The organism is Paenibacillus sp. FSL F4-0243 (assembly GCF_037963295.1).
Lineage (GTDB): Bacteria > Bacillota > Bacilli > Paenibacillales > Paenibacillaceae > Paenibacillus_AQ.
This window is the reverse complement of sequence record NZ_CP150151.1, coordinates 3,713,953-3,732,646: the sequence shown is the minus strand read 5'-3', so window position 1 is coordinate 3,732,646 and position 18,694 is coordinate 3,713,953. Positions and strand designations below refer to the sequence as shown.

General features: G+C 36.2%; 14 protein-coding genes and 1 pseudogene. 6 read left to right on the top strand and 9 right to left on the bottom strand.

Features of this window, described 5'->3' with window-relative positions:
* Window positions 1-639: 639 nt before the first annotated feature.
* Window positions 640-1,629, bottom strand: coding sequence for a phospholipase D-like domain-containing protein (locus NSS87_RS16345; RefSeq protein WP_339241293.1), 990 nt, complete (start codon window positions 1,627-1,629; stop codon window positions 640-642).
* Between the two features lie 461 nt (window positions 1,630-2,090).
* On the opposite strand from NSS87_RS16345, the gene NSS87_RS16340 reads away from it, so the two are divergent.
* The 3 genes from NSS87_RS16340 to NSS87_RS16330 all read left to right on the top strand — a co-directional run bounded on the left by NSS87_RS16340 (window position 2,091) and on the right by NSS87_RS16330 (window position 4,179).
* Window positions 2,091-2,333, top strand: a complete 243-nt coding sequence (locus tag NSS87_RS16340) for a hypothetical protein (protein ID WP_339241291.1) — start codon at window positions 2,091-2,093, stop codon at window positions 2,331-2,333.
* Between the two features lie 392 nt (window positions 2,334-2,725).
* Window positions 2,726-3,157 carry a hypothetical protein gene (locus NSS87_RS16335; protein WP_339241289.1) on the top strand — a complete coding sequence of 144 codons (432 nt, stop codon included), beginning with the start codon at window positions 2,726-2,728 and terminating at the stop codon, window positions 3,155-3,157.
* Window positions 3,158-3,324: 167 nt separating this feature from the next.
* A complete protein-coding gene (locus tag NSS87_RS16330; protein ID WP_339241287.1) occupies window positions 3,325-4,179 on the top strand; it encodes a GIY-YIG nuclease family protein in 855 nt (284 codons plus the stop codon).
* Window positions 4,180-4,479: 300 nt separating this feature from the next.
* Here NSS87_RS16330 and NSS87_RS16325 read toward each other — a convergent pair.
* The 3 genes and pseudogenes from NSS87_RS16325 to NSS87_RS16315 form a co-directional block, all read right to left on the bottom strand.
* Window positions 4,480-5,393, bottom strand: a pseudogene (locus NSS87_RS16325) (phosphotransferase).
* 533 nt (window positions 5,394-5,926) lie between these two features.
* On the bottom strand, window positions 5,927-6,895 hold the full coding sequence (locus NSS87_RS16320; RefSeq protein ID WP_339241285.1) for a DNA/RNA non-specific endonuclease: 969 nt from the start codon (window positions 6,893-6,895) through the stop codon (window positions 5,927-5,929).
* 202 nt (window positions 6,896-7,097) lie between these two features.
* Window positions 7,098-7,454, bottom strand: a complete 357-nt coding sequence (locus NSS87_RS16315) for an NIPSNAP family protein (RefSeq protein WP_339241283.1) — start codon at window positions 7,452-7,454, stop codon at window positions 7,098-7,100.
* 320 nt (window positions 7,455-7,774) lie between these two features.
* Here NSS87_RS16315 and NSS87_RS16310 point away from each other — a divergent pair, with 320 nt between their 5' ends.
* Window positions 7,775-8,395, top strand: a complete 621-nt coding sequence (locus NSS87_RS16310) for a hypothetical protein (RefSeq protein WP_339241281.1) — start codon at window positions 7,775-7,777, stop codon at window positions 8,393-8,395.
* A gap of 632 nt (window positions 8,396-9,027) precedes the next feature.
* Here the strand turns inward: NSS87_RS16310 and NSS87_RS16305 are convergent.
* The gene (locus NSS87_RS16305; protein WP_339241279.1) at window positions 9,028-9,366 is read right to left on the bottom strand and encodes a hypothetical protein; all 339 of its coding nucleotides are present in this window, start codon (window positions 9,364-9,366) and stop codon (window positions 9,028-9,030) included.
* A gap of 677 nt (window positions 9,367-10,043) precedes the next feature.
* On the opposite strand from NSS87_RS16305, the gene NSS87_RS16300 reads away from it, so the two are divergent.
* The gene (locus NSS87_RS16300) at window positions 10,044-10,718 is read left to right on the top strand and encodes a hypothetical protein (protein ID WP_339241277.1); all 675 of its coding nucleotides are present in this window, start codon (window positions 10,044-10,046) and stop codon (window positions 10,716-10,718) included.
* A 1,212-nt stretch (window positions 10,719-11,930) separates the two neighbouring features.
* Here the strand turns inward: NSS87_RS16300 and NSS87_RS16295 are convergent.
* The 4 genes from NSS87_RS16295 to NSS87_RS16280 all read right to left on the bottom strand — a co-directional run bounded on the left by NSS87_RS16295 (window position 11,931) and on the right by NSS87_RS16280 (window position 18,182).
* On the bottom strand, window positions 11,931-12,164 hold the full coding sequence (locus NSS87_RS16295) for a hypothetical protein (RefSeq protein WP_339241275.1): 234 nt from the start codon (window positions 12,162-12,164) through the stop codon (window positions 11,931-11,933).
* Window positions 12,165-12,906: 742 nt separating this feature from the next.
* A complete protein-coding gene (locus tag NSS87_RS16290; RefSeq protein WP_339241272.1) occupies window positions 12,907-14,595 on the bottom strand; it encodes an ATP-dependent helicase in 1,689 nt (562 codons plus the stop codon).
* Complete coding sequence (locus tag NSS87_RS16285) at window positions 14,580-16,664, bottom strand: AAA family ATPase (protein ID WP_339241269.1); 2,085 nt, start codon at window positions 16,662-16,664, stop codon at window positions 14,580-14,582. Before NSS87_RS16285 ends, NSS87_RS16290 begins: the two co-directional genes overlap by 16 nt.
* 522 nt (window positions 16,665-17,186) lie before the next feature.
* The gene (locus NSS87_RS16280; protein ID WP_339241266.1) at window positions 17,187-18,182 is read right to left on the bottom strand and encodes a DGQHR domain-containing protein; all 996 of its coding nucleotides are present in this window, start codon (window positions 18,180-18,182) and stop codon (window positions 17,187-17,189) included.
* A gap of 131 nt (window positions 18,183-18,313) precedes the next feature.
* Between NSS87_RS16280 and NSS87_RS16275 the strand changes: the two genes are divergently transcribed.
* Complete coding sequence (locus NSS87_RS16275; protein ID WP_339241263.1) at window positions 18,314-18,655, top strand: helix-turn-helix transcriptional regulator; 342 nt, start codon at window positions 18,314-18,316, stop codon at window positions 18,653-18,655.
* The last annotated feature ends 39 nt before the right edge of the window (window positions 18,656-18,694 follow it).

The following is an 18,694-nucleotide window of genomic DNA, read 5'->3' as shown; positions in this document are numbered from 1 at the left end:
TTAATATCTTTTTCTTACAAATGAACTCACCACAAATATTCGGAACCGAAAGAGTTGAAAAGCATCTAATAAGTGAGTAAGGTGAGTGAAAATCATAATCCCACAAACCGTCTGAGCGAGTTTGAAGCTTAAGTGAACCCAGTTTATCAATCGTACGTTACAGGCGGTATAGAAGAGCTAATAGCAGCCCTTAATGCCAAGTGCGTTAGCGAACGCGGGATACTGGACCATGTCCAGATGTCAGCAGAAAATAAAGTATTAGACTGGATCTCTATATTCCACATGGATTTTCGAATTGTCTTACCGTCAGACCCCATAAAATAAGTTATAGACTGACCCCTGAAATTGAAACTGCGACTGCCATGTACGAGAAAATAAAGTCCTATACTGTCGCTGTTTTCATTGAACTAACGTTTCCCGTTAGCCATGCATGTCGCTCACGCGACACCACAGATTATGGAAGTAATTGCGTTCTTCCATGGGAGTAGTTGAATGCAGGGAGTCGATTCATTGAACGGCTGCCTTTGCGTCGTTATTGAGCTATCGCTCCTCGTTAGCTCAATGACCTCTCATACCAAATGACTGTAAAGTGACTATGGTGTTATAGCGTTTATTAAGTCAACAACATTATCGATAATTTCAATCGAATGTTTTATCAAAATAAACATTTACACATTTCAGGCATATTTTTCGATAGTAGAGGCCCTTTGGATTAGGATAATGTGGATATTTATTTTTTAAATGATATTCCTCAATAGAATCAACTCTGGAATTTTTCTTACTAAAATATTTTACTTTATCAAATTCATTTACTTCTATTATGTCTGATTCGTAATGTGTTTCTCCACATTCTGTACATGATCCCTTCAAGCCTGAATTTGGCTTACAGCTATTGCAGTAACAAGTATATTTTTGTGATACATATAAAAAATGTGCATCGTTTCCCAAGTTTTCAACAAATCGGTCTTTAGTTAATTTCACCATTTCCCCTACGTGGTCCTTAACATTTTGATCTATGTATGTGTCATCAATTGTTGGGTTAAAAATATAATTCTGATTTGTCACACTTGCATGTTCGTATTCATGATAAAAATTTACTTCAATATTAAAATCCTTACCTGCATCACCAATTTCCTGATTACATTTTTCGCATGTAGTAGTGAATGATTGGTAGCTCTTTGCTAACTTAATTCCTCCCTTTTCAATAGCTTTTGCAAAAAAATACATTCTATGAAATTCCATAATATAATCGTTTATTATTTTAGGTTCTGTAATTCTTAATGCGTTTTCAAAATTCGCTTGAGCTGCATTTGAAGTCATGTTAAAAGAACCAGTCCATAAGATCTTATTATCGATAATAATAAATTTATTGTGCATACAACCATCATCTATTTTCATTCTCCCAATGTAACCAGTATTAAAGCTTGGATTTGATTTATTTATATTTACAACAATTTTTACATGTATAGTATTTTTACTATTAATGGCTTGAATTATTTTAGATGAATTATTAGTGAATGCAACAGCCATAAACACATTAGATTCAGCATTATTAATGTCCTGGACAATCCTATCTTCAATTTCACACAAATTACCTGGTCTTGTAAAAAAAGATTCTATTTCAGACATGTTTGTCCCTCCGATCAATACTTTTATTTCCCATTCTATATTATCTTTTAATATGATTGAAATAACCAACAACCTATCATTAAACGATTCTGCCAGTTAGTTTAATACCCTTCTCCCGTAACAACCCAAAAAAGCTTTTATCTTCCAAAAAAACTCTTGGACAAGCAATAGTTAGCGACATACTTAGTTTGAATTGTTATTTTAAAATGGTAAGAATATGATGCATTTAACGAGGTGTCAAAATAGATTCAACGAGGAAGGAAAAGATTGTGATAAAGGAAAGGAATTTAGTATGGGCTGAAAAACCAAATTTAAAAGAGTGGAATTCACCGACGTGACACCAATGATACCTTGTTACTCCATTATTTTTTCAAGCTTTTTAATGATAAAAAAATTGAAGTTTCATCTCCAACCATATATCTTTAAAGTAAATACATAGAAAAGGTGGGTGGGTTTTATATATGCCATTTGATAATAGTGGAAACTGGTACCCTCCAGGTGGATGGAAAACCCCAGAACAAAAATTACAAGAAAAGTTAAGTATTGATGAATCCAGGTTTGGTTCAATGGGCAAGGTGATACTTCCTTCAGAGAAAGTAGTTCAACATATGCGAGAATCCAAATATGATGCTGAAAGAGAAATGTTGGGTCTAGAAACACCACAATCAATTGAAACATTAGCTGGACTCTACCATAATCAATAGATGACTTAAGCTTTGATACACAAGAATTACTTACTGCTTACATAATAAAGAACTTAGAACTTCCTGATATTTTTGTATTCTTAACTGCTTTTGAAAGAAATACATTTGATGTGAATAAAGACAAAATAATTAACAAACAGGAATATCAAAAGTATAATGAAGACAAAAATATAAAGACAAAAATTTTTTTGAATTATCTTCGATTAAAGAAAAGCAAGCACAAGCTGAATTGATTCAACTTGAAAATACAAAACATGATTTTTTTCTTCGATACTACAGTTTTGATCAGTGTTGGATTTCTCTGCATTACAGCAATTGTAATAACTTTGATTATTGTCCGCACACGCAAATACAATAAATAGGTAAAAACTTGATGCAAAGGAGTATACTATATGCCAAGTAACCAAGTCTATTGTGATGTTGGTCGAGAATGGTTGAAATCTGTTTACGATTTAAATGGGCCTAGTTTCATTATCAAAACAAGAAATCATCATACAAATAAATCAAATCCCGATAAGATGTGTGAAGATATTACGTTTAATAAAAAGATGTCTGATAATATATTGGACAATCTTGAAAAAATTACAACAATCAATAAATTCTTATTGATTGTTCGGACATATAAGAAAAATGAAAAATTCATTCCAAGAAATTGTTACTTTATTATAGCCTCTGAGAACTACATACAGAAAGTGATTAAGAGACAAGGGTATTTTTCTATTAAAGAAAAAGATTACCCTCATCCTGGTACAGAGCACATAAGTAATGATCGCTCGCTTGATTTCTATCTCATTGAAAATTCATACTTGGTTAAATTAATATAAAAAACAGCTTTTATATTCTCACGTCAAATTATTGATTTAAACGAATAGGTTTGCTTCACCCCCCTTCTAATATTGTATGATTTACAGGACAAACATCATCAAGAATTCCTCACAATTGAATTTCTCTTTATCTCCAATTTCAAGACAAAAAAAGAAGGATGTTACTAATGAATCTGACGGAACTCATGAAAATGCGAGGATTTGATACAACGAAAAAAATTAAGTTAGTACGACATCAGGACCCAAATTACGACACAAAATTTCTTTATAAAAATGGAATGCTAGATTTTTATCAAAGCCTCCAAAGCAAAGATGTATTTGGAGAATGCGATTACATCTTGTCTTTTTTAGGAGATGAAGGTAGAAAAGCAATATTTATTGGAGCTTATGAGAAAATAAATGGTTCACTATTTGATCCCAATACAGTCCATATTCCCTTTGGTTATCCCTATATGGATATACTAAACCAACCACTTTTTCATTATGAGTTCAGTAAAATTGACTTACTGGTTGATATGATTGATTGTCTGGTTATCGATTGGGGGCCATCAAGTAGAAGCTGGCATCAATGGGTACATGAAGATCGACCAAAGCAAGTAATAGAAATATTACCTTTTGGGTATATCAAGGAGTTTCCAGGTTTTACGGAGACTATTTTAACTTATGAGGAATTAGGTATAATCGTTAGAAATCCCGACGCAAACCGTATTTGGCATACGATGCTATCATCTGTAGCAGGCATTTACCTTATCGTAGATACAACAACGGGGAATCAGTATGTGGGCTCCGCTAGTGGTCAGCATGGACTATTAGGTCGTTGGCGGAATTACGTAGATACACCACATGGTGGAAATTCCAGATTAATTGATTTGTTACAAACCGACCCAAGCCGTTATAAATTCTTTCAGTTTTCAATCTTGCATACTTTGCCTAAATCAATGGTTCCCGTACAAGTTTATGCGTTTGAAAATTTATATAAACAAAAATTAGGTTCTCGGGCTTTTGGGTTAAATGGAAATTAGTTAATGAATATTGATTCCGAAGGGATGCCTGTTGTTATCCCTTCCCCACTATAACGATATCATTCGTTGAATTTCCCTTCCCAATAGCACAACGAGGCTGCCAAACATCTTTGGCAGCCTCGTCAAGTTCCTCTATTTAACTATCGTTCCTCGTTAGCTCAATGACTTACTCTGTTGTTGAAATTCGTGTTCCTTAACATAAAGCAGCATCAGAGAAGGCGAATCGTACCTTATCACGGCTTTTAAACGACAAAATGGTGCCGATAGCCATAGCCCCATAGCCGCAACGAAATAATGAGCCTAATCCGACAGTGCCCGCATGATGTTGGATTTCGCCTCTGTCGCAATCGCTTCATTCCCGTCATCGACCGCTTGCATTAAGATCAGTACGGGGATGTATACCGCGATCAGCCGCGCCAGCAGCTTCGTTTCCTCGTCAGCTCCCCGTACGTTTCGAAAAATACGCCGCGAGCGTAAGGTGGTAAAAAGCTGTAAGCAACGCTCAAATCTCAAGGCGGATGGCCTACGCTCAGATCGCCCCAATCAATAATGCCGGAAACGATCCCTTTCTCATTCACAAGCATATTTTTGAAATGAAGATCGCCATGTAGCATTGCATTCACCGCCTCGACACGGTCCGTTTGTAACCTGCTAATAAACGCTTCGATCACACCGGACTCCGCCGGCGACAAGTGTTCAACCACCTTCGATAGAAAGCCCTCCAATTTCACTTTGCGCGATGCTATGTCCGTCAAGCTTCGATGATCTTGCTGAACTCCGCACTTCAGCGCCGCCTGCACCGGAAACTCATGCAATCTCCGCAAAAATTTCGCCAGCGTCTCTGCCGATAAAGCCCGGCGTTCTTCCGTCAAACCGATGGGGAAATCTCCTGGCACGTAGGCATAGCCAAGAAATGGTGCCGGGTATCCGTCACTTGCTTCGCCATAAAACAACGGTTTCGGATAGGGGATGGTCATATATGCCTCCAGCATCGGCAGCAGCTTCCCTTCCATACGAATCGAGCCAACTGCAATCGTTCTTCTTGGAAACCGGAATACGTACTCGTCACCGATGAGAAAAACCGTATTGTCCCAGCCCCAGCCCAATCGCTTCACTTGCTTCGATGACAGCTGAGGGAATTGTCTGCCGATCAGCGTTCGCGACTGCTCTTCGTTAACTTCCCACTCCGCATCCCATACATTCGTTCCTCCCATGAATTGTCTGCCTCCTCCATCGGTTACAACGGCGAAACGTTCGGTTTAGCCGGTCTTTCCTTCATGTCCCGAACTCATCCCCCCAGTTGTTTGTTTTCAGTTTGGAGTTCTTATATCCGCTTGTTTTTAGCAGCGATGAGAACGCTCTTGCTTGTTTCAGTCATTCCACGTTTGTTTAGCAGAGGACATGCCTTCTTGCTGATTGAGCAGCGTTTCTATTCGTTCGCGATAAAGGTAGGCTTTAGAGACGCCCTACTCTGTGGAAAAGCTATTGAAGTTTAACTTGCCTTGTTGCTCTATAAGTCTTTGGATTGCCTCATCAACCTTTTCTGCAGCGGATAGCTTCTATTGCCTGGGTGTGCATGTTTCCCTTCGGCTCTAACTGCCGTTCCTTACGTTATTTAAACGTTTACATTCCCTGGAAGTTGCGCATAACTGCCTGTTAGGTTAGCGGTTCTCGCTGAACTTAATAAATTTTCCAACGAGGAAAATGTTCTTTCGTTCATTTATTTTGCCCTAGACTTCTTTGGGGCTTACTCACCTACCATACCGTCCTTATCAGCATCGTGCATATATGGGTATAACCAGTGATCACTCGTTATTGGCATACTGTAACCTGCAGCTTTAGCTTCTTTAATCGTCACCTGTCCATTACCGTTTGTATCAACACTGGATATATCACCGTTTGTATTTGAACTAGTTGAATCAGTAGGTTCACTGCCTGTTAAACCAAGTGATGCGTTTACTTCATCAGGATTCACATTGTCGAATTTATCGATGATCACGTTACCCTTTAAAGTATAGGTATACTGATAACTTGAGGGGATTTGGGTTTTTGTATTCGGATATGTGATAATCGCTTCAAAATTAGTTGCTCCACCTGCTTTGCGTATCGCATCTTCCATATAAGCTTGATTACCATGTCGATTGAGTGTACTGTCCTGCGGGGTAATATTATACGCATTCGATACACCTCCGAGAGAATCAGCAATGACATGTCCTTCATCTAGAACCTCACTTTCGACACCAGGAACCTTTGCCTCGTCTGCGTAGTATCTGCCAGACGATAATACAGGTTCGTTACGGTCTTCTTGCAGAATAATTTTGGTAGCAATGACACGCACTAGTTGCCCGTATTCATTCGTAAATGCCCAATATTCACGCTCCCCAAAACCAACGTCAACAACAATATTAGGTTCGCGATGCCCAGACAAATCACCACCATCAACCTCGATAAGCTTATATCCTTGAAACTGTTCCTTATTTGGCGGGGTTCGTATTTCCTCCACAACAGGAACACTCGACGTTTCCACTACTACTGGCTCGTCAACAACCGTAGTGACAGTTTCTTCTTTTTCATAATTTTTATTTGTTTCAACTGTGGCTACTACTTCTTGGGAATCTATTTCTACATCTGTATTGGATGTATCTTCTATATTGGTACAACCAACCACAAAGAAGATCGTAAAAAGTAAGATTAAATAGTTCATTTTCTTTTTCATTTAGGACTCTCCTATAATAGTTTCATACTGTTGATTCTAAAAACGATGACATTAACTTATCTTATCAATGCTACCATAAAAGCCTAAAAAGCTATTGAATTATCCTACCCGTTAGGTTTAATAATAAGAGCAGGATACCAAAGCACCTGCTCATCAAAGTGTATTATTCAACTATCGTGTCCCGTTAGCTCAACGTAATTCATTATGTAAGAATAGTTTTTTCTCTTGGTACTGTCGTTTCTATAAATTCCTCTTTTGTCTTGTCCTTTATAAATCTCCTTATGTTCTCACGCCCGATTTTATCGAACCAAGCCTGCACTCGCTTTACGTGTTCTTCATCACTTTTCACTTGTGATTCAATCTTCTCATAATCTTCGTAACTGTCATATTCCCAAATAGCAAATACCTCCACCACACCATCTATTTCCTCGGTTGACCATCTGCCAACTAATCTTGAACCATATTTTAACTGTGCAGGTAAGAGTGTTTGATTAAAATGTTCATTAAAATCAAGTACTATCTGAGGGTCAATTTTGTATGTCTTTCTACGATAAATCACGCATCTATCATCTCCAATAAACAAGTATTATTAAGCTTCTATTATAATAATAGCAATCCATAAATTCCATATTTTTTCCGTTATCCTGCCCGTTACTTCAATGAAAATAGCAGGCTACCGTAGCGCCTGCTAATTGAATATGTATCATTCAATTAAAGTGTCCCGTTATTTGAACAAGCACGCTTTCTTTTATTACACAATATCGTCGTACTGTGCAGCAAACAAAAAAACCTTGACAAAACATAGAACTTATTATAAGTTATTTTTAACCTACTTAGTAGCTACTTATAAAGTTACTAAGTAAAAAAGGGGTGATGGTATTGAATATTTTTATGCTTCGATCTAAACCACATAATATCGAACGACTTCCACTTTTCTTGGAAAAAAACTTAGTAGCAATTGGTTGGCATGCCACTGGTGATTTGACAGGTAAGACAATGGATCAGATCAAAGAAATTTTACACAATGAATATGAGTACGAAGGACAATCTTTAAGAACGAATCTTGGTACCGTTAAGACGTTTGTAAATACTATGGAAGGCGATTTAATACTAATTCGCGAAAAAGAAAACAATGACTATGTTCATATTGGCAAAATCAATGGTTCCTACGAATGGAAATCGGAATACCTAGATCTGTTTATGCCACATACAAAAAGTATAACTTGGTTAAAAGCTGTACCTTACGACTCTCTAAACGCTTCAATTCAAACGATGTTAAAGAATCCAAGAACTACATGTAAATATCCAGGAAGCTATGAGGAGTCTGAACTAGATCAATTTATTAATGTCTCCACAAAAAATAGTGAAAATCAAATTAATTCAAATCAGCAAGTTATAGATGATATGTTAGCAATTTTGCAAAACTTAGCAAATAATGCGGAAAATGAACAGGTTCGACTAGATGCTGCAAAAGAATTGCTTAACCATTTAAGAAAATAGTTAACTTGAGCATCTCCCTAATTAGAGATGCTCATTTTTCAAATCTATATTTCCGAAGACGTTATTCATAATTATCGGATGCGTAACTCTTTGTTACTTCGCTATATGCGTCAAAAGCGACATAAAACCTCCACTTATCTTGTTCAACTAAACTGCCCGTTAGTTGAACAAAGGGCTACCTCTCGGCAGCCCTCTCATTATTGAACTATAGTGTCCCGTTAGCACAATGACTTATCAAAAAGCTCATATGAGTAACGTTCCCGCATTAACGAATCCTCACTGGCTTAAGCCTCAAGGGGCACCGAGCAACTAGTCTGCCTCTTCTTCGAATTCCCTTTACAGTTTTTCTTTGGCAAGCTCTTCTTCAATTAAGTTAATATAGCTTCTAATTATTATTTCTCTTAATTGTTGATATGTAATCGACATTTCATAATGGCGTTCATCTTTTTCATCTTTTTTAAATTCCCTTAACTTTATTGTTTCTAACCAGTTATCATTATTTGATTCACTGAAAATTGAAGTATGAAATTCTAATCCATGAACAAATTGATTTCTAATTGAGTAAAGGATCCTTGTAACTATATCGATGTTAAATTCTTCATTAATGAATCTCTCATCAATAATAGACCTTCTTAAATTCTTAAATAGTATGGATTATCATTTTCCAATACATAATTTCTAAAGAAGTTCAAGATAACACCTAATTTGTCTACCTTCTCCGAATCCTTATCCGGAAAATAAATGTATTCTATTGATTCAATTAATGACATCCAGAAAAAAATCTGAACACTTCGATTTCCACTTTTGTTATCCATACAAAAATCAGAGAAATTAATAACTCTAGCTAATTGATTTGCAAGTCTTCGTGGAATGTAATTATCATTATGATCTTCGTAGCATCTTGCTAAGAATGAACTTGCCATCTCTTGATCTTTGAACCACCTTGTGTAAAAATCATTTACTATTTGCATCTATGTTACTCCTTACTTCAGAATTCAGGGGATTTCGTATAACAAGTTATTTACTAACTTCGCAAATAACACTATATGTTGAGTATTCGCGAAATTATTGAGCTATCCTGCCCATCGTATTATGAGATTAACCAGTTCTTTCTCGTTGATCCTTTTTTCATTTGAATAGAGGATTAGCTTAATGAAGCATCGTCAGTCTACAACTTTATTTGCCGAGTCTAACACTTTATTTCTCAGGCTCGCCACGGGTCCTACTTTGCTAGTGAATGGCTAATTTGGGACAAATGAAACATGTCCAGCATTCATCCGTAGTGTAGGGAGTAGATAACTTGGATACGTTGGAGAAGTCATATGGAGAATTCATGCATTTACTCACGAAAAACAGAAGCTGACGGTGCTCACTTTGTAGAAGAAGAGCACATTCTGAGTGCCGGTTTAGGGGGCATTCAATGCTTATCTAAAGGCATGGTCAGTGATGAAGTCAATTTACATTTCTCACGGTGGGAAAGGTCCTTTATGCGGAATTCCCCCCTTGCCATTCCCCGTCAGTTTCACGGACCTGGGAAGCGCGGATCGCTGAGTTCGAAAAAGGCCTCCATGTCCCATGTGCATGTTATAACCCGAGTGACCTTGAAGCAAATGAAAATCCTGAAGAAGTGGGCTTATGTTATATCTCTTTGGGTAAACCGTATTCCATTCCTACTCTCCAGATTAAGCAGGGAACTCTTCAGATCCATATTCCAGAGAAGGATGATTGGGAACCCTTTATCGAACGTCTGCTGAAATGCCCTGAAGACGGATTTAATGATGTCCACTCCGATCATATGCCTGCGGAGACGGCGCTGCTGGGCTTTCATCTTGGAGAGTGGCATTTAGCTCAGGGTGATGGTTTTGAGCTTCAGACGCTCGTACAGCACCTTCAAAACTTGAAAACGGGGCAGATCAATATCTTATCCCAACAAGAATCCGTTTACCGCATGCGTTCTCACCAGCACTTAACGTACAAAGAAGTGGACTACTATAAAGTTATCGCCAAGTATGCATTCAATTTCTTGGCTCACTGCATCGGTCAAGATGCAATATTAGAATCGACGTTTGATCCACTGCGGGATTGGATTATGTCGGAAACTTCGTTTGACAATCAGGTTTTTCAATATGTCGAAATGGTGACAGATTCGAATTCTACGCTGCCAGAAGAACTGCCAGAATTAGCCCATTTTATGATGATCACTAAAAAGAATGAGCTGGAACTCAATGCACTGGTTTATTTGTACGGTGGTGCAGTAATGCATCTCGTTCGCTTATCTGCCAACTATGGAGAGGAATTTAAACCAAAACTTTTCATTTTGTGATGGGAAGAATCGGAAGGAACATTTTATTTAAAGTACCAATAGCATTTATCTTGAATCTGGAAGGGCCTATAAGCCTTTTTAGCCGTGAAACCGCACCAGGCAAAAAAAGCCCAAGTGACCGGATCAGCCGTTCCATTGGGCTTTTTTTGCTGTTTGAAGAGGCTGACAGGTCGGTTGTGCCAGATACCGTCCGGATCAGTACCTGAAGTATGGACACCTTCTTCTTGTTCAGTCTAAAACTTGTTCCTCAATACCTGACAATTTGGTAACTAAAAAACCAAGTCGGATCAATAACTCCCCCAGTGCTTCCGGGAAGACCAGGAGCTCGAGCTACAGGTTTGCTGAGTAGCCAGCCGCTGTCGCCGGCAAACCGGTTCTTCCGGAATAAGAACTAGGAGCACGAGTTGCAGCTCAACGCGCAGCTGGTCAGGAGAAGGATTATCTATTCGATCTTAAACAATCGATTCTGTCTCGCATTCGTCCATCCTATCCTTAATCCACACTACATCTGTAAGAACTTCGTAATTATCTACCGTGATGTGATTATTTAATCCATCTGCAGATTTAACCTCGGTGTCGGGAGTCAAATGTAGTGAGAACTCTATACATGATTGCCAGCAGCTCCATTAATAAACTACAATATGATCTTTGAGTTAAGCAGTAAAGCATATAGCACAATTGACGAGTAACAAGCTTTTATTGCTACATCACTGTCCTATTCCCCCTCAAAAGGCAAAAGAATCCCTTTGCCAGTGATCATATTTTCTGCAGAAAAAATGTACTTCTCACCGCTACTTGTAAATACTGCAAATCTTGCTTTTATCCCATCATATTTCGGGAACGTGATTGTTTCTTCTAGGGCATACTGTCCTAAAACTAATCCATTAATGCTCTGCAAATATTAAGTTTTCTGCTCACTGGTTTTCAAATGAGGTTCTGTTAACATTAGTCGCTTCATTGATCGATTCCCCCTTAAATAAATGAAAAGAGGAAACACTTCTCCCAGTATTTACTGTGAGAGGTGTTTCCTCTTGAATTGGTAATTATTATGTTATGAATTAAAGATATCACTTGCCTGTGAAAAATTCAATTAGAAAGTTTATTACATTGATGTTGGAATTTAAGACACTACTTTTTGAATCCCATCATCATCAAAGCAAATGGGCTCGATGATCGCAGTGTCTTCAGGGATCACTCTACCTTCTCATTTAGCTACTTCAAGCTCAGCTTGTCTAAATCTATAGCATTAGCGCGTGCTTCTTCTAGAGTGTCTCCAAGGACACCAAAGCGAAATAAAGGAACATAGGCCGAAACGGTCCATCGTTTATCCTTTACTCCGGTCGGATGATCTTTCTGATGCAGCAGGTGGATGCGTGCCAATATGCTGACGATCCGAAGGACGCCGGACTCATAGTACGGCGTCCTAGCTGCTCGACACAAGACCACGGATACAAGCCGCCTCACTAATCTGAAGTGCCCTTCTGTAGAGAGAATCATCAAATCTTGGTGGGAAATAGTTTCATCAAGATACTCCCCCAGTGCCTTCGTAGGGATTCACACGCATTCCACCACCCGCGAGAAATATCCGGAAACGTACAGACAAATCACAGGCTGGTGTATTTGAAGGAATTCCGAGCTATTCAGAAGAGCAAGTTGGAAATTGTCGTTGGCGGCATTGCGGTGGTGACTGCCCAAAAGGTTCGCCGTAGTAGTATAACTGATGCTGAGCCTCTATAAGTTTTTAACACCATCGCATCACAGCTATAAACATTAGAAACATCGTAGGTAGAACTCTATCCCTGAAGTTCCGGATATTCACTTTCGTTCCTGCCAATTTATATTTTACAAACGTGATGGTCATACCTATTCGCACTTCACTTGTATAGTTAAGTTTAGCAGTATGTATTATTCACTAATTGCCTTTAAAGATACAAATAATACAGCAAACGAACCCCTTAATTCAGGCTATCTCCAAACAAAAAACTCCAAAGAGATCTGTTAAGGAATCATTATAGTGCTTCTCTAAAACTCTATAACCTCTATAAATCCTAATTAAATACGGAACGTGATTCAATCTAAAGATGGGAACGTTTAATTTCTGTGTATGCTTTATTCATTTAGAGGTCAAAGTCCAAAATAACTGAACTCCAATTGTTAGACGACAGTACTATATTGGTTTGTCTAAAGTTTATGTTAAAAAATGAATATTGCATAGTTTGCTCAACTTGTTTGTAGCACTTGGAGATAAACTTGGTACACAAAAATAAAGATTCGACATAGCTCTACTTGCAGCCACATAATAAACTCGGTGATCTTCTTTAGCAATTACATCAGGATTCAAAAGAAATCCGAGTTCTCTCTTTTCGGAGTAATTTTGATTATGCGGAAGAATATTCACTAATACATTCTCATATTCATTTCCTTTTGCTTGATGTATAGTTCGATCTTTCCCAACATTCTCTTGGCTTGATATTAATAAAACAAGTTCTGAATATTTCTTGCTGTTATAAAACACCTCTATTTTTGTTGGGATTTTCCTTTTGGAAATAACAGGTATATTGATATTTAGAGTCAAAATTTTCTCATATAGTTTTTGGATTGGTTGTTCATTAAAATCGCTATAATCAGCTAATAACTGCCGGATGATCTCCAATCCTTTTCTTTCATTACTTATTTGATTAGAACTCCTGTTTATCTCCTGAATTGCTTTTTTAAAGTTGGAAAGGCGTGCATATTCTATTGCTTTAATAATGGAAATAATGATTTTTCTTCGTTCATTAGAGCTATCATTATTAGTGAAAATAGATTCGAGTGTTTCGGATATTATATTGTCCGTATAATCTATCTTATCTCTTATAGAATTAGCCCGTATATTAGAAAAAGAGAGTGTATAAAGTTCTTCTTCATTATTGAGATTGAGAGAATCTTCAATATATTTCACTGCGTTTAAGGGGTGCCCGATGAGAATAGTAGGCAAATTGCCTTGTTTGTTTTTAGGGCTCTTTTGATAAATATCAGGTCGAATTGTATTTAACAAATCTATTATCTGTACTGTACTTCTATGGTTGTCTTCCATCTTGTAGTGAACGTTGTTTTCTAGATTAAATTCCTCAAATTGTATAATATCAGATCCTTGAAAACTGTAAATGGACTGAGCTGAATCCCCTATAACTCCAATAATCGTTTCTTTTTCTGCGATCATTTTTATAATTTTTGTTTGTATAGGAGAAGTGTCCTGAAACTCATCAATAAATATATATGGAAACTTCGAACGAATCACTCTCAAAACATCTGGATGTAAAATCATTATTTCCCAAGATAGGGCTAGGATATCATCATAATGAATGATTCCTTTTTCCCAAAACATCTGTTTGTATCTATAGAGGTCAGCATGCATATCTGCTATTCGACCTTTAATATGAAGTTTACAAGCATTATCATTATCAATTAACCAAAATGAATTCTTGGTGACATCAGCATTAGATAGTCGATATTTATTTTCTAATACACATTGTTTAAAAAAACCTGATATTAAATGATCACTTGGCCCCTTAACTTTAAGGATATTGATATTATGTTTCTCACTAATTAAAGATAAGAAAGGCTTTACTACATGCAAAAATAAAAAACTATGGATAGTACATACTTCAACGTGATCATGACCATTGGGAAGTCTCTTTATAATAGTTTCAACACCAGTATTAGTATATGTAATGCAAGCTATTTTTTTATTTCTTCCTAATCGCTGCGATTGATGCAGTATATTTTGAATATGGTTTATTAGAAATCTTGTTTTACCAGATCCGGGCCCTGCTACGATTTTAAAGTGAGTTTCAATTGGAATTGTAGAATCAGCAGATATTATTTCGAAATCCATACGATCGCATCCTTTATGTATTGTGGAACTTGAAAAGGGATTTTACTAGCACTATCTAAATTTTGCTCTAGATTATATGCAAGTTCATAAGCGTTCTCCCCCTTACTAACAGAGCTAAGGTATCTGGCAGCTAGAACATGCTCTTTTTTCTGACTCCGAGAATAATTTTCAATACCACCGGTAATTCTTGCACGTAATCCTCCTCTTTTTCCTAGTCTATCTAGAATAGACTCCAATGGTTTCCCATTTTTAAATAAATCAAATAAATCAACGAGTTCTTTATAATTTGTCATGTTTTTATTTAGAATTAATGAACAGCCAGGATTCTCATAACATAAAGAATATTCAAATGTTTTACCTTGATCGATTTGCTGGGAAAAACAGCGGATGTTATATGGTTGGACTTGATATACTAACGGATTAGTACAAGAAGAATATCTATATTTATCTGGATCTGAATACAGTTCAAAGGGGAAACATTTGGTATCATCATCTAAACTGATTTTATCCGAATCATCACTAGAAGTTGGTATGTTCTTAAGTTCTAATCTCACAGGATCTAAATCTGTAATACAAGCGACCTTTTTATGTAGGGTGAATTTTTGACTTGTATTAAAAAGCTTGAGAAATTGATCAAAATATCTTCCATTAACATTTATTACAGCTACGTGATCACCTTCTAAATCATGGCCAATATATCTAGCAAATATAGACATTGTTAATTGTTCTGCTAGTCCCTCGACGAAAATCACGGATTTTGCAAACAACATATCAGATTTAGTGGTATCAAGGAATCTTTCTATGTAAGCTTTTCCTTTGGGATCATTTTCAAAAATTCTTCCTAAATATGCAATATTCAGTTGGCTTTTATCAGTTCGATGGAAGCACATTATTTCATCTAAAGAAACCGCTGAAGTAATGTTTGGTGAATGTGTTGTTATAAAAATCTGTCTAGCTTTGCTTTTACCATTTTCCCTAAGAAACTTTAAAAATTTATATTGCATTGCTGGATGTAAATGAGCCTCAGGTTCTTCAATTACTAAAATAGGAAATGTCTTAGCATTACTTCCTAAATAATCACCGGAAGCATCCTTTTGCATCTTGGCAAGTAGCAAAGACATAAAAATCAGATTATTATAACCCAAACCATTGTGAGTAGCCGGTATAGTTATTCCAGTTTCATATTTTACTATTAATCTAAGTGCAGAATATAGTTCGGAATCCAAAATATTTCCGTCAAAGTCAGGAACAGCATTGCCAAAAGAAGCCCCTGTATCCTTAGCGTAACTTAACATCTCTTTCTTTCCGTATTCCATTCGATCTTGGAGAGTTTTAATTAGAGCAGCAGCGTTAACAGAAAAATCTTTTTTTAATTTTTCGATTTCTTCTTCTTGTGTTTTCTTATCTTTATCTTTTTGGTCATTATTCTTAATTTCAAAATCCATAAAAAAATCGATAACCTCTCTTAATAGAGTGTTTTTTCCAGTAAATAAATCACGTTCAACATCACGAATGGCATCTATGAACTGAAAATCAATTTTATTTAGTGATTCTGTGTCAGCAATTTGCTTTAGTAAAGTATCTCCGCCGTATACACTAGACTTATACTTTCGTAAAAACTTATGCTTTATAATAAGCCAGTAGTCCTCTATGTTTATCGAACTTTCGGATTTCATCGCATTAATATATTCTTCTTCTTCTTTTTCGGGTAAGTAAAATGAGTAAGTCAATTTTGCTTGATAAGGTTTTTTTAACCCGATGAGCCAGTTCGCTACTGTAACTAAATCTTCTGAAAAATCTTCTTCATTTTTGGATTCGGTAAAGATCACTGAAATAGTCACCCTTGGGGATCTTTTTTTCAGATCATCAATTGTGACTTCTTTGTTAAAATCATCTACAGTGAGCTTTTTAGGTGAATTTACGCTAAGAACTAATTCTAACGCTTTAAGCAAATTTGATTTGCCAGAATTGTTATGGCCGATAATTACATTCATACCCTCATTAAAATTTATATGTGTATCAATTTTGAAATTCCGGAAATTCTCTATAGATATACTCGAGATATACATACCCATTCTCCTAGTTATAATATGATATTACGATAAAAAATTATCCTATGTAGTAATTTAGAGATGTAACAAAATCATTGTCCATCTATATCTGATTTCGTAAATAATAATACATCAGTTAGCTTTCTATAATGCTGGTAGCTCAGAATTAATACTGCTATACATGCAGTTGATACTCCTAGATCTTTGTTTAGATCTATTAATCATTTCATGTTACTTCCCTCCGCTAGCATTTTCTCATACTCCAATATTCTCCATTTAGGGAGAATACACCTCCTTTTTGTCGAACCTTTGTCCTATAAGGGAGAAACATTATGTGGTTATAACATCAAAAACATCGTCAGCAAGGTCTAACGATGTTTTTAGGGTCGGATATCAAATCTGATTCTCTTATAAATAACATATGCATTGGATTGCTTAGGCTCCGGCATCATTGCTTGTGCTTGATAGGGCCATTTTAATTTTGTAGCATCGTACGCAATTGGTATTAAGTGAATAACTATGAACAATCCCCAACAAGCCTTAAGATATTTTCATTAATGACTTTAGATCATTAGCTAAGGTTTTTGAACCATTTAATCCTTGTAGATATTTAAGGGGGCCATTGGAAGACCATTCCATTGATTTGATTCTTTGAAGATGCTTTATAATTTGTCCATAATCAATATATTTCTTTTCTATGTTTATAACTTTCTTAAAAAGTTCTGCTCCGGCAAAAGCGAGCGCATTAAGACATACGATATGAGTGATACGATATTCTTTATAATCTAACCATTCACTGTTAAATATTTCTTTTACACCATTGAAGTAAACAAGGACCAGCACTAATCTCTCTTCTTTCGTTAGATGATCCGTTGGAACAGATTTAAACAAAATCTCAAGGACTTTATATAAATTTTGTAAGGTGACATGTCTGCCTGCATTTCGTTTTCCTGTTAAGCTACCAATAAAGTGAAAAGGACTATCTCCTCTAGTTATTAATTCTGTAGCAATCCAACTATTATCATCGGAATCTCTTTTAAGATATCTACTTAGTGAAGCGCCTATGCCTTTTGCTTTTGTATTAATAGTATCAAATAGTTGTATTTCCTCATCTTCATCTAAGTAATGGAATGCCAAAAAGGGTATTTGCATTTCTGAGTTTGTGTCTTGAATATATCGTTTGATCCCTCCCAATCTATGTTGCCCATCCATCAAAGAAGCTCTGTTTTTACATATTAATCGGCCAAAGGCTGGTCGGTTTTTGTCATATGCACTAAACTCCCAATGAGCTTCTGCATTGATGAGGATTGGGGTAAAGAGAGAATTTTCTCCTTTTGATAAATACATAGAAAAATCATTGCATCTTTTATTATCTACCGGTCGTTGATAACCTTTTCCGGAAGGATGGTCGAAAGGTTTCACATAAGTTAGGTTGAGAGCAGAGGATGCTGAAAGATTTCCTGTATACGTTACTTTCCCTCGCATTTTAGACTGCAAAATGTTTTCAATGACATGTTGTTGAGGCAATAGAGTCATTTAGATTCTCCTTAAAAATTATTAATACTATCATAATAGGTAATATATATCCTTTTTACAAATGGTAAATGGTAGTAAAACACTCTTCAAAGTACTTGTATTCTTACCTACTCTTAAAGAGAGGTGAGGAAATGTCCGGATTTTCAAATGAAGTTGGAAAAAAAATTAGACAACATCGAAAAGCAGCTAACTTAACTCAAGAGAAACTGGGAGAAATTTTATCTATGGATCCTTCTTATATTGGTAGAATTGAACGGGGAGAAGTCAATATTACTCTTGAAACAATTTCTAAAGTAGCTGAAGCTCTTCGAATATCTCCTTATGAATTCTTTAAGCCATCAAAAATTAATAAAAACACTGAGAAAAATGACTTGATAGAAAAATTAAATATAATGATTATGAACTTACATATTGATGATTTAAAAGTCGTTTTCCGAATAATAAAAGAAGCAATTACTTTAATAAAAAAATGATTTCATCTTATGATGAAATCATTTTTTTATTAAAGTAAA

Coding starts and splice junctions, on each gene's coding strand:
- NSS87_RS16345 (WP_339241293.1), bottom strand. CDS start 1,629: ATGTCTGAAATAGAATCTTTTTTTACAAGACCAGGTAATTTGTGTGAA.
- NSS87_RS16340 (WP_339241291.1), top strand. CDS start 2,091: ATGCCATTTGATAATAGTGGAAACTGGTACCCTCCAGGTGGATGGAAA.
- NSS87_RS16335 (WP_339241289.1), top strand. CDS start 2,726: ATGCCAAGTAACCAAGTCTATTGTGATGTTGGTCGAGAATGGTTGAAA.
- NSS87_RS16330 (WP_339241287.1), top strand. CDS start 3,325: ATGAATCTGACGGAACTCATGAAAATGCGAGGATTTGATACAACGAAA.
- NSS87_RS16320 (WP_339241285.1), bottom strand. CDS start 6,895: ATGAAAAAGAAAATGAACTATTTAATCTTACTTTTTACGATCTTCTTT.
- NSS87_RS16305 (WP_339241279.1), bottom strand. CDS start 9,366: ATGCAAATAGTAAATGATTTTTACACAAGGTGGTTCAAAGATCAAGAG.
- NSS87_RS16290 (WP_339241272.1), bottom strand. CDS start 14,595: ATGGATTTCGAAATAATATCTGCTGATTCTACAATTCCAATTGAAACT.
- NSS87_RS16285 (WP_339241269.1), bottom strand. CDS start 16,664: ATGTATATCTCGAGTATATCTATAGAGAATTTCCGGAATTTCAAAATT.
- NSS87_RS16280 (WP_339241266.1), bottom strand. CDS start 18,182: ATGACTCTATTGCCTCAACAACATGTCATTGAAAACATTTTGCAGTCT.
- NSS87_RS16275 (WP_339241263.1), top strand. CDS start 18,314: ATGTCCGGATTTTCAAATGAAGTTGGAAAAAAAATTAGACAACATCGA.